Below are 13,087 nucleotides of genomic sequence, written 5' to 3'. Positions count from 1 at the left end.
CCGATCTGGAGTTTGTTGTGAGGCTGATGCAGGAATGGGGCATCAACTACCATTTCGAGCATAGCGCAGGCGTACACCGGCTCATCCTGTCCGATCACAATGCCGCATTTCACACCGCCTCTGCGGCCTACGCCACACTGCCTTACTACCCACCGGGTCACAAGACCGACCGCGATTACATCCACGCCTTCAGTCCCGAACATCGCCTCACCAGCGGCAGCGTCGCCAGTCGCGACTACGACTACACCCGGCCAGAAGCCAGTCTGGATGCGGGTTTCAGCGATGCTCGCCCTACCGGCCATGCGAATCAGGAAGTGTATCTGTGGCGTGATGCAAATGCAGGCAACAATTACAGCCAGCCGAATGCAGGCAGTGACAATGCGCTTAATCAGACTGAACCACAAGGCGATTACCTGGCCAGAATCCGTCTGCAAGAACGGCGTCAACACGGCCAGCGCGCAACGGGCAGCGCCTATTTACGCGGCCTGGCACCGGGCATGAGTTTTACCTTGAGCGACTATCCGCAAGCCGCAGCGAATATCGAATACCTGATTCTGCACACCACATTCAGCCTGCAAAATGTGAGTGAAGATACGCAGCGCAATATGCAGAACAATCTGCAGCATCATGTGCTGAATGTAGACACAAACCACCAAGCCGGACTCTGGCAAATCCAAACCGACTTCCACGTCCAGCCCAGCAACTGCATGTTGCGGCCCGCACTGACACAAGCCAAGCCACGCAGCCTAGGCCCCGAAGTCGCCCGTGTGACCGGCCCTGATCCTGACACCGCTGCTAACAACCTCTACACCGACGTCTACGGCCGCATTAAAATCCAGTTCCCCTGGGATCGCTACGGCAAACGCAATCACAACAGCAGTTGCTGGGTACGCGTCGTTCAGCCCTGGGCCGGTAATCAGCTCGGTCAGCTCAGCATCCCGCGCATCGGCCAGGAAGTCCTGATCAGCTTTATCGGTGGCGACCCCGATCAACCGGTTTGCAGCGGCAGCCTGCACAATCAAAACAACCTGCCACCCTGGCAGCTACCGAGTCAGCAAGCCCTGACCGGCCTGCGCAGCCGCGAACTCACCGAGGGTGGAGGCAATGCCAGTGCCGGTCGCAGCAATCACCTGATACTCGACGACACTGCACAACAAATTCAGCTACAACTCAAAAGCGACCACCAACACAGCCAGCTCAGCCTCGGACACATCACCCGCATCGACAACAACCGTGGACGGCAAGACCCACGCGGCCAAGGCTTTGAACTACGCACCGACGGCCACGGCGCTATGCGCGCCAAAGACGGCCTCCTGATCAGCAGCGAAGCAAGACCCCAGGCCCAGCAACATCACACCAGCCTGAACGAAAGCGCACAACGGCTGCAGCACGCGCATAATTTACACGCCAGCCTGGCCGACGCCGCGCAGCAAGCCGGAGCGCAAGAAGCAAGCGATCAGCCTCAGGTCGCACAAGACCTTGAACAACAAAATGCAGAAATCGCAGGCACAGCAAACAAGGCAAACAGCACAAGTCAAAATCAAAACCAAAATAAAACAAAAAACCACTTCCCCGAATTCAGCCAGCCCCACATCCTGCTCACCAGCCCCAGCGGCATCGCCAGCACCACCGCTGGCAGCACCCAGCAACACAGCGCCGCCCAACACGCGATCACGGCCGAACAGCATATCAGCCTCAGCAGCGGCCACAGCCTGCTCGCGAGTGCACGCAAGGCGATACGGCTGTTTGCCTACAAAGCCGGGATGAAACTGATTGCAGCAAATGGGGATGTGGATATCAAGGCGCTGGAAAAAAGCATTCATGTGCTGGCCAGACTGCGCATCACAGAAACGGCACAAAGCATCACCATCAACGCCAGTAAAGAAGTGCTGATCAATGGCGGCGGCAGCTACACCCGCTGGAATGCGGCTGGGATAGAAGACGGCACCAGTGGCGCCTGGAGCGCGCATGCGGCGGGACATGGCTGGTCTGGCGCAAAGAGTATGGGAGTGAATATGCAGGGAACGCCACATGTAGATATGTACGATGAAAAATTCGTATTTCATACTCCATCGGGTAAGCCTATCAGTGCTCAAAGCTACACAGCTAAATCTTCGGTCGGAGAGCACACCGGTCAGACGCGGGCGGATGGCGGCACACCAAGAATTTATACAGCAGATGCACAGGCGCTGGAGGTCGCCGCAGCCTGGATGCGCTTTATGACTTCAGATAGCACGAATCCAAACAGCTCTTCTGACCATCCAGCTGACACATCAGGAGTGCACCATGACCGCTAAGGTATGCAAAGGTATCACCAATACAAATGCTGACAGCAGCGTCAGGATAGATTGCGATTGCCAGCACATCTGGTCGTTGGCGCAGCAGTTTGCATTCAAACGGCTGTCTACCGCTACGCCGATTTTTGGTAAGCCCAATCAGCTCCTGTTTCAATACAACGTCAGAGCACGCCGCATCAGTGCGACCTATGCCCGCTTTTATCTGGAAACCGAAGAGCACGGTGACTTGAATAAGAAGGGCCGTTACTACTGGATGGCGATTGCAGCCTTTGCGAGTAAGACGGTGGCATGTTCGCTGGAAGATAGCCGTGTCGTGCTGATCGACAGAATACACAAGGGATTAGCGAAGGGAAATATGTGGTTGTTTTATGACATCGCACCCTGGCATTGGGCATACAGTCTGGACGCCGACAGCTTCAGATTATGTATCAAAGCGCGTAGCGCAGACAGCATGGCAGAACCGATACGGGATTCCATACACGCCATGAGCTGGTCGCCGGAAGCATTGCCGAAAATCGGGAATTTGAAGTGTAGTGATTCCATTGTTGAGGGTTTTGAGAAAGTTCGTGAAATAGAGAAGATGAGTCCAGCCAATGAAAAACGCTCACGCAAACAACTCGAACATTTGATGGCTATCGCTAAACATGAACAGCTGAATATCTTACAGCCACTCATTTATGACGATCCCGACTTTGCCTGGTGGGTTAAAACGCAGCGTTCAGCCTGGGTCAACTGGGCATCGCCTCAATTGAAGCTGGTATTTGCAGCAGCCTGTGATACCGATGATCCCGAGTTGGAATCAGTCGCACTGGATGATACGAAGCTGGAAATTTACGACAGCCGTATTAAGTGGATTGGTGAGGCGGCCAAGCTATTTCATAAATTAATGCAAAAACAAACACCCTATATGGAAAACCAATTGCAAATCATGGCCTCCTGGGTGAATCAACAAGATCGCCTTCCTGCACCTAGATATGGTCCTTATTAAAGGAGGCGATCTTGATACGAAAAACACTCTTAAAACTAATTATTGGCTTGATTGCGATTTTTGCAATATGTGGTTGCTCGAGAAACAATGAACAGAAGCAGGACGCTGATCAGAGAAAGGATGCGCAGATGGTGCAGAACGTGGTTTTACGGCTGGGTGAAAGTGGTGACAGATTTGTACAACGTATTGGTCAAAAATTAGTCAAGACGGACAAACAACCGGCAGGAATGAATTTTTATAAGATTGACTGGACCATCTATAACCCAGGGCCGGGTGTCGTCACTTTCGAACATGGTGCGCATACATTCACCATCGATACAGTGCTTGGTGTAATGGGCAGTAGTTATGAGCCAGATATAAATAAATGGGGAATCATTGATTTTGATATCAGTTTCGGCTTACCACCCCGCAATGCGATTCCGCATGAGCAAGCGCGCTTACAAGTCATGGCCTTACTCAGGATGTTGCAAGAAAAAGGCTGGAAGCAGTATTACTCGCGCGATGGCGCACGTATCAAGGGGCGTAGCTCTTTGCGCGATGGTGATAACGTGGATGCGCGATATGTACCGAGTTTTGAAGAATGGATGACGCTTCGTGATGGCTCCATGTGGCGACTGCAGGCGGATGCCGTTTATTTGAACATTCAGATGTGGCGTGACGATAAGCACTTAGATCCACAACAACCTGGCGCGTATTTCATGAGTATGGAATTACATGGCGAAGAAGATGATGTACGAGGCTATTTTCTGCATGCGGACAGGGATCACTGGCGTGAGTTGTGGCCAGAGCGCATGAAAAAATCCTATGAGTTTCGTACAGAAGCGGAAGCCGAAGCCCGCGCCAAAGGCTACCAGATCGACACCGATTATCAGGACCCGCCAATCAAGGCATTGATCAAACCTGAACTCAGTTCCAAAGTGGGTCAGCCATGTCCCAAAGATGGCATCTGGGAAGCCAGCCGCTCCGACAGCATGGCGACTACCTTAGCAAGCTATCCCGCCCGCTGGCGACGGTTTAAGCAAGGAGAGGTGATGACAGGTTTTGGCCAGGGCTTACCCGGTTTTGACGAAGACAACCAACACATCACCTGGACCTGGCGCAAGCCTTTGGAGTCGTGACCTTATGCAATGCGCCAGAAAGCTGCTGAACATGTTGATAGTAATGCTACCACTGAGGGAAAGTTTATTTAGGTTGACTATTTTTGCAAAGTGCAAGCCCGGGAAATGAATTTCAGGGTAAGCATTAGTTTGAATAACTAGTCGAGAAGGCCGGGCAGGCTGATAGCAATAACGTTGAAGGGTGACTGTCATGACTACATCCTTCTAAACATGATCGAAAACCACGTCAGAAAGTGAAATGATGATCTCAGAACAATTGGAGTCCGGTACGACGATGACCGATGACAAGCCGCCAGTTTTGGACGGTAATGAAAAAAAAGTCGATAAAGCGACGAGTGAAAAGCGCATTAGCAATACGCCTAGTCCCAATCATGAAGAGCGGCTGGCAGCAATCATTGCGGCGCGCGATGCGGGGCGTAATGCCTTAATGGAAGCAGCGCATCCACTGTTGCGATGTTTAGCGGAAATTCCTGAGAGTCTGGAGCCACCGGAAGTGCTTGGCTTTAATACCTTACTGAAGTATGAAATGTATGAATATACGCGTTTGTGTGAGAAAGCAAACCTGCGGCGCGATCATATGCTGGCGGTGCGTTATTGCCTGTGTACTGCATTGGATGAAGCGGTTAACCAGCGCACATGGGGTGGCGGATCAAAAGAGCAGACCGGGATTTGGAGCACGATGGCCTTGCTTAATTACTTTCATGGTGAGAGCGGGGGAGGTAACAACGCATTTCTGTTGATAGGCCGCCTCGCAAATTCTGCCCATGAACATATCCAGGTACTCGACATCATTCACCATATTCTCTGTCTTGGTTTCAAAGGTGAATATCGGAATAAGGCTAATGGTGTGCGCGACTTGGAAACTATACGCCATCGTTTGTACACGCTGGTGGCGGGCAGTAAGCAGGCAGTGCCGCGTGAGTTATCTCAGCATTGGCAAGGAGCTGGCAAGGGCAGTTTCAAAATTCTGCGCTCGATTCCTGTGTGGGTATCAGCCAGTGTACTCGGCTTGATTTTATTTGCGATGTTCAGCTGGTTTAAGTATCAGCTGCTCAGTCAGCAAGAAGCGGTTCAAATTGATATCGCAGCGTTGTCGAAATTAAAGCCGCCACCTAAACCCCCGGAACCCAAATTAAAACTATCGGTTTTGCTTGCCAGTGAAATCAGTGCCGGACTGGTCAGAGTGGATGAGGACAGTAAGCATGCATTGGTGGTGTTCAAGGGTGATGGTATGTTTGTTGGATTAACCAGTCTGAGTAAGTCGACTTCTGTTTTGCTCGATAAAGTTGGCGCAGCGTTAGCGACTATCACTGGCAAAGTACGTGTAGTTGGCCATACCGATAATCAACCAATCAAGTCTGCACAGTTCGCTGATAACCAGGCACTGTCATTGGAGCGCGCAAAAATTGTCGCTACTCAATTACAAAAGAATGGTGTCGTTCCGGAACGTCTGACCGTGACCGGAATGGGTGATACCCAACCCGTGAATGGCAATCCCGCTAATCGCAGCGCTAACCGGCGCGTAGAAATCGAATTGCTCTATCTCACGGATCAGGCCAATCGGGCCTTAGCCACAACCAGCGCTGGCCCGAAATCGGAATCGGTCCCAACTTCATCACATCAGTAAGTGAGCTCAACATGCAAACACTGTTTAAATCCCCGGTCGTTCGCTCTATACTCGCCTTCATTGCCCTAATCATCGTGGCACTCGCGGTGTGGTTTATAGGGCCCTTACTGAGCATTAATGAGTTGCGCCCTTTTGCTACGGTTCCCATACGTGTCAGTGTCATCGTCATGTTGTTGATGTTAGTCGTATTTTTCTTGCTCGAATGGCACCTCAGCGTAATTGGTATCACCGCTTTATGTTTACTGATCTGGCACGCATCACCACTGGTGGCTTTTTCTGGAATACGTCCCTTCGATCCGGTCTGGATACGTGTAACAACGATAGGCATTATCATTCTTGTGTATGCGATCTGGGGCCTGTATACCCTTTGGAATTTGATACGTAATGATGAAGCGTTTGCAAAGAAATTGTTTGCACGCGATAAGAATAAACCTGAAGCCCTGGCTAAAGATGACATCCGCGTTATCGGTGAAAAAGCACGTACAGCGCTTGCGCAACTGAAGCAAATGCACATGTCGGTTGCCGGAGGAACCGGCTCATTGATCGCAGGTTTACGTCGTTTGGTGGAAGGAAAACGCTACCTGTATGAATTGCCGTGGTATCTGATCATAGGTAATGCGGGTGCGGGAAAAACATCGATGCTCATGAACTCGGGATTGAAATTTCCGGTTGGTGAGCAGATGGGGGTGGCGAGTGCACATTTGTCACTCGCGCAGGATACCGGTACCCAGAATTGCACCTGGTGGTTCACGAACGAAGCAGTCCTGCTTGATACTGCGGGTCGTTATACCGCGCCGGATGCGCGTCAACCCTCAGTGGTAAAGAAAAGTCTGCCGACGCAACAGAGTGATACAGATGGTATTGAGCCGATCACCATGACATCTGCGGCTGTGCCTGGCCAGCAAGCATTGAACCATGCGGAGTGGCTGGGATTTTTGGGCGTATTGCGTCAGGTACGTACCCGCGCTCCGCTGAATGGTGCATTGCTGACGATTGATGTCAGCGAATTATTGTGTAGCGATGCCAATCAAAGAGTGGCACAGGCCGCGCAATTTCGTCAGCGTTTGGAAGAGTTACGCCAACACCTGGGGATACGTTTTCCGGTGTATGTCATGTTGACCAAAACGGATCGTCTGCGTGGTTTTGTCGAATATTTTTCCAGTCTGACCAGTGAAGCAAGAGCACAGGTGTGGGGCTTCACCTTACCCTGGACAGCAGACTACTCTGCAAACGCAGGACTACGTAAAAAACAACCAGTGCAAGCAGCCACTGTCAGCGGCGATGCAAACAGCATCCGGCATGATGATTATATCCCTGCACAGGCAGACTGGCCGCTGAAGCAGCAAATCACACATGAAATGAATGCTCTGCAGCGCCGCATCAGTGATGGTGTTGCGACCCGTTTGCAAGAAGAGTTCGATGAAGACAGGCGGCAATCCTTGTATTTGCTGCAATATGAATTAAAGGCCATGGCGCCCGCCTTGCAGCAAATACTGGAAGCCGTATTTATTGATTCACGTTTCGATACCACGCAAACCCGTCATGCCTTACGTGGCGTGTATTTCACCAGTGCTATGCAACACGACAAAGTGACGGTGGTGGCGGATCAGAATGCTGTGATCGCACGCTTATATGCCAGCGTTCATAAGCTCAAAGAATTGTTGCGCGGTCAGCCGGGCAATAATCCAGGTACACCTAGCAGTACACGTAGCTATTTTCTGAATGATGCGCTGACACGTGTGATTTTCCCGGAAGCGCATTTGGTTAAACCTAATATGCGTTGGGAAGCACGCTTCCGTTTTTTACGCTTGCTTGGCCATGCGGTGGTTTTGGTGATTTTTTTCTGGGTGGCGACTGGCATGCTACTGAGCCACAGAAATAATCATGATTATCTGACCGAAGTCGCAGCCAGAACTAAATTGCTCACCACGCAGGTCAGGCATTTATATGGGAATATGAATAATCATGAAATCACGACGGTGTTAGGTGCAGCGCAGGCTTTGCCTATGCAGGCCGGCCTTGATTTAGCGGCAGCGCCATACAGCAGAGCAGCGAACTCGCTTATGGTGAACTGGAAGACAGACTGGTACTGCCGGTAATCATCGAACGCATGGAATATGTGATGCGTGAGGCTGTACGCGAAAATAATACGCAAAAAGCGGCTGTCACTTTACGCGCATATCTGCTGTTGCATGATTTAAAAAAATATACGGAAACGCCAGGCGCGGCTCTGGAATTAAAAAACTGGGTTATGCATGATTGGCAAGCTACAGATAAAAAAAACCTTGAGAAACGAAGCAGTGATGCTCAGTTGAATGAAAATGCCACGGTCCTCAGCAAAGATCAGAGTCTGACAGTCAATCGTAAACCGCTGGTTGCTGCATCTGCCGTACCTGCTGGGGCAGCTATTTCGCCTGTACCGGGTTTGTCCGGGAGTTTTCGTAATTCTGCAGCAATGATCAGCTATCTGAATGATATGTTTTCCGGAAGACGCGTGGTGCAGTCGGACACTGGTATCAGTCAGGATGTAGTGCGTCAGGTCAGAAATTTTCTTGATTCCCGTTCCAGCAGCCAGCGTTTGTACGATGGTGCGAAACTCGCGATGCAGAGTAGCACACCACAGGACTTTACACTGGTGCGTGCATTGGGCCCGCAAGCTGGCACCTTATTCACGCGCGCTTCCGGAGCATCACTGGAAAAAGGCGTACCTGGCATGTTCACCTATGATGGCTATCACGAAGTCTTTGCGAAGCGTTTGCCTGAGCTGGTAAGGATAGCTTTTCAGGATGATCGCTGGCTCATGGGCGAGACTGACGGTAAACCGCAGGCAAACAAAATGATAGCAAGCGAGCAGGAAGCTGAAATCAATGCGGTAGCAGAAGATATACGACGTCAGTATCTGACCGAATATGCACAGCTTTGGAATAATTTCTTGGATGATATACGCGTGATCCAATCCAATGCGAACGGCGGTACTCTTAGCTTTGAACTGGATCTGATACGTCGTCTGGCCGCTGCTGATTCACCTTTGGTCAGGCTGGCTCGCATGGCAGCACGCGAGACGACTTTATCGCGCAATCTGAATATTAATACAAATGACTCTAACAAGTCTCTGCTCGATAAAGCGACAGATCAGTTGGAAAAAAAGATACCTCAATCCATGCTGCGACCTGAACAGCGCATGGAGCGTGAATTAGTTGATGATCGTTTTTCCGCATTGCGCGAAGTCGTGATAGGACAAAGCGAGAATGGATTACCTGGCGCAAATTCGAAACCGGAAATTGAAATCATTACTGGTTTGCTCAATGAATACTACACCGTGCTGGTAGTCGCAGACACCGCCCTGAGCGCTAACAGTCTCCCACCCAGCGGTACTGACGTTGCCAATAAAATTCGTATCGAGGCAGGCAGAGTTCCTGCGCCTTTTCAGGCCATACTTTCCGGTGTCGGGTCCAGTGGTGCAAGCAAGGTAGAGCAAGGGGCTGCGAACATCTTGCGCAATCAGGCACAGGCACAGATGGACAGATTACTGGGACTGATGTCGCTCTATGTGTCTGAGCCTTGTCGACGCGGCATTGCGGGGCGCTATCCGTTTGCCGACAGTAATCAGGATGCCAGTATCGAAGATTTCAACGCTATTTTTGCAGCAGGCAGCCCAGCGGATGAGTTCTTTAAAAAAAGCATGGCGCCTTTAGTCGACACCAGTGTGCGTCCCTGGCGTTATAAAAATCCGGACAGCGCCAATCTGATGGTGAACTCTGATGTACTGGCAAATGGACAGGCCCCGGCAGCTGCAGTGAATGGCCCGACACTGACTGGTGAACTGCTCAAATTACTCAACAAGAGCGGACCCAGTCCCGAAATTTTTGATCGTATGGCACAGATACGACAAATGTATTTTCGTGAGCCTGAGGCAAAGCGTATGGCTTTAAAACTGACTGCAACTGTGCAAGCGCTGGACCCCAGTGTGACCGAGGTGACGATGGATTTCGATGGCCAGGTACAGCGTTATGCGCATGGCCCAGTGCAGGCTTTTAACATACTCTGGCCTGGACCGCGTGGAGGAACGATGGCAGAAATTAGCGTACAGCCACGCATACGGCCTGATACTTCTGTGTTGTCGGCACGCGGTCCCTGGGCTTTGTTACGTCTGCTTGATCGCGGAAAAATTACCCAGAGTGCCAGTGCCGGAAGGGTAGATGTGGACTTTGAATTTGACACCAGACATATGGCCCTGAGCCTGGATACCGGTGGCAATAACCCTTTAGCACGCAATTTGCTCAAAGGCTTCAATTGTCCCGGCAGTTAAGTTGTCAAGGATGAGAAAAGCTATGTTTAACGTATTTCGTCAACGTCTGGCAGATCGTTGGCTGGTACAGGCACCCGCTATCTGGGGAAAATTGCCCAATCAGGCCGATTATGTCCGTCATCGCTGTTCAGCTGCTCAAGCGCAGGATTGGCAGCGTTGGGTGAGTCAGGTATGGCTGCGCCGCACAGTCAAGCCACGTGCCAGAATCCCATCCAAAAATGTACAGAAATGGATAGAGGTTGAGGCACCCAAACCTGAACCTGATTTAGCATTTGTACCTGTCTCATTCATCTTATTACCCGGCTCGCTGGCTTTCGCACCACACCATTTCGTACACGGTGTCTGCGTTGCTTCGCAAGACCGGGTAGGGCGTGAATGCCCGCTGATAATTTACCAGAAAATCAGACCCTACTGGCTAAAGCGAATTTTGGCCGCAGAGGCACGTAATACGAAAGCAGCATTTGCTACGTCTTCGTCCAAAATAGTCAGACTCAACGATACGGTGCATTTGTTGTATTGGTTTGCTCGCATCAGTGCCCGTATCCATGCTGCTGACTTGGCACCAGAGGCTGTAGCGCAGCTTGTGGATGAAGTCTGGACACAATTTGAGCCGGGCTGGTTGCAGCTGTTTGGGCGTGACCCCCAGTCTGTATATAGCGCATGTTTGCAGCAGAGTTTAGAGCAGCATGCACTTGCTGAAGATAGCCTGGATACCGCAACAGGTTTGCGCGGCGTCAGACACCTACCTTGGGCCAACTGGCCTCAGCGTCTGTGGAGTACAGAGCAGCCACTTCCCGCCTATTGGCAGCAAGATATTGAGGGGGGCTATGTGAATGCAAGCGATAGTCTGTTTTCGTTATGGAGAAATTCGCTATGAATCAGCATGACCATTTGCATACTCAGTCTTTGCAAATACAGATACTCGAACACACAGGCAAGCATCAGCAGCTGGTCTGGCGTTGGCCAGCAAACGTGCAAACTGAAATGAGTTTTGCAGATGTGTTACAGACTCTGCCCGGTATCGATAACTTAACTCTGGGACAGGCCAGCTATTGCAAAATCACTTGTACGCGCTCACAAGATTCGCTTGCATGGTGGCTTACTAATACGGGTGCTGAATTCACATGTACGCTGAATGGTCAGCCCTTAGCGCCAGCACAGACAGTACGATTGATGCAGTCCGATGATATCGAATTTGGTTTGTCGCATCTGCGTATTGTGCTGACAGAAGCCCTAGCGCATGACTCCAAACTGGATGGTATTGATGATCTGCGCGCGTCTTTTGCACATGATGCTAGTCAGGGTGCTGCTTACGAGCGTATAGAGCCTGGTCTGGAAGCACCAGTGTTGTCGACTTCCAGGGAGTCCTTGCAGGAATGTGCTGCCGGACTCAGTGAATTAGCTGGAAATGAGATGGTAATTAATTTGCTTGGCAAAGCAGGTCAAGGCCATGACCAACATGATCTGACTCGTCTGCTGATGCAATCCAGCTTCAGCGCAGATAGCACGCTCGTACCCGCTGAGGCAGAGGTCAGACGCCAGCCAGTGTCCGGCTCAGAAACTGAAATGGCAGCTCTGTCTGACAGATGTGATCCGCTGGATCAGTTGCATCAGCATTATCTGGAACGCTTAAGAAACCCGTTCCAGTCGGCAGACACAGCATGGCAAGAAAATCACTGCAATCAGCAACAGGGTGGTGAAGATGCTTTTTCGAACTTACAGAGTGCGGCGGGCTTTGGCGGTGTACATGAATTATTGAGTGGAAGTGAAAGTACCCAAAATTTGCTCGCCAGCTTTGACCAAGTTAATGATAGCAATTTGCTGGCACCAGCCAGCTTTGAGTGCGTGATGCATTTGTTTGCACCTGCAGATTTGCAGACCCTGGCGGCAACCCAGCATGCAGGCAGTTTACCTGGCTTAACGCGCAGCGAGCACCATTTCTTAGCCATAGACAGCAGCATGGATGAACTGATCATATCCAGAGATACCGATGTAGTGGTTAAACGGGGGGAGTCATGAACCAGACAGATAAAAAGCTACACCATCCGGGTGCGCAGCTATTGCCGTCGCTACGTAACCTGACAAGGCGCCAGGAGACACGATATCTGCCAACTTTGTTTGACAGGCTGTGTGACGATGCGCCCAGTGAGAGTTCAGAATCCCCCAAGGCTTACGCGACCAACCGCGCACAAATGCGCCTGATCATACAGCGCGATCTGGGGTTCTTACTGAATACGACCAATCAGGCCGATTTGTTTGATGTAGACAAATTCCCCGAAGCAGCGAAATCCACCATCAATTTTGGCGTGCCGCATTTGGCCGGTGGTTATCTGTCCGAAAAAAAATGGAACGATATTGAATTCATGCTGCGCGATGCCATCCGCAATTTTGAACCGCGCATTATGGCCGAAACCCTGATCGTGCGTCCACTTCACAAAGAGCATGCTTCATCCCATTACAACGTACTCACGTTTGAGATTGCTGGGCTGATACAAATGCAACCCTATCCTATGGAGTTCATGGTCCAGAGTGTCGTGGATTTAGAGACGCACCGGGTTGAACTCGAATATAAGCACCTGAAATAATTAACAGTAGGAGTGATGATCATGCCCAAGCTCTTTCACCACCCGCGTGCGCTCAGCATTTCCGGTCCGGCGGTGACGGCGGGTGGGCTGGTGGGTTTTAGTCCTCTGAGCCTGTGCGGCAGCGATGGCATCAACGCGTTATTCAGCTACACGCTGCGCTTGC

General features: G+C 51.0%; 9 protein-coding genes. All 9 read left to right on the top strand.

All coding sequences use genetic code 11. The annotated features are described in order from the left end of the window. On the top strand, window positions 1–2,297 hold a 2,297-nt coding region (locus tag H8K43_RS18615), incomplete at its 5' end, for a type VI secretion system Vgr family protein (RefSeq protein ID WP_186905250.1). Further along, window positions 2,287–3,285, top strand: coding sequence for a DUF2515 family protein (locus H8K43_RS18610; protein WP_186905249.1), 999 nt, complete (start codon window positions 2,287–2,289; stop codon window positions 3,283–3,285). The genes H8K43_RS18615 and H8K43_RS18610, both read left to right, overlap by 11 nt. A gap of 128 nt (window positions 3,286–3,413) precedes the next feature. Next, window positions 3,414–4,403 carry a hypothetical protein gene (locus H8K43_RS18605; RefSeq protein WP_186905248.1) on the top strand — a complete coding sequence of 330 codons (990 nt, stop codon included), beginning with the start codon at window positions 3,414–3,416 and terminating at the stop codon, window positions 4,401–4,403. Window positions 4,404–4,641: 238 nt separating this feature from the next. After that, a complete protein-coding gene (icmH, locus tag H8K43_RS18600) occupies window positions 4,642–6,030 on the top strand; it encodes a type IVB secretion system protein IcmH/DotU (protein ID WP_186905247.1) in 1,389 nt (462 codons plus the stop codon). 11 nt (window positions 6,031–6,041) lie between these two features. After that, complete coding sequence (locus tag H8K43_RS18595) at window positions 6,042–8,129, top strand: type VI secretion protein IcmF/TssM N-terminal domain-containing protein (RefSeq protein WP_186905246.1); 2,088 nt, start codon at window positions 6,042–6,044, stop codon at window positions 8,127–8,129. Continuing rightward, window positions 8,069–10,339, top strand: a complete 2,271-nt coding sequence (locus H8K43_RS18590; RefSeq protein WP_329604542.1) for an ImcF-related family protein — start codon at window positions 8,069–8,071, stop codon at window positions 10,337–10,339. Before H8K43_RS18595 ends, H8K43_RS18590 begins: the two co-directional genes overlap by 61 nt. A 22-nt stretch (window positions 10,340–10,361) precedes the next feature. Next, window positions 10,362–11,216: a TagF domain-containing protein gene (locus tag H8K43_RS18585; protein ID WP_186905244.1), complete on the top strand. Its 855-nt coding sequence runs from the start codon at window positions 10,362–10,364 to the stop codon at window positions 11,214–11,216. Then, window positions 11,213–12,358, top strand: a complete 1,146-nt coding sequence (locus H8K43_RS18580; protein ID WP_186905243.1) for a TagK domain-containing protein — start codon at window positions 11,213–11,215, stop codon at window positions 12,356–12,358. The genes H8K43_RS18585 and H8K43_RS18580 overlap by 4 nt, the downstream gene beginning before the upstream one ends. Beyond that, a complete protein-coding gene (tssE, locus tag H8K43_RS18575) occupies window positions 12,355–12,924 on the top strand; it encodes a type VI secretion system baseplate subunit TssE (protein WP_186905242.1) in 570 nt (189 codons plus the stop codon). The genes H8K43_RS18580 and tssE overlap by 4 nt, the downstream gene beginning before the upstream one ends. Window positions 12,925–13,087: the final 163 nt, after the last annotated feature.

This window comes from Cognatundibacterium curvum, assembly GCF_014284235.1.
GTDB classification, from domain to species: domain Bacteria; phylum Pseudomonadota; class Gammaproteobacteria; order Burkholderiales; family Burkholderiaceae_D; genus Undibacterium; species Undibacterium curvum.
This window is presented reverse-complemented; position numbering and strand designations above follow the sequence as displayed.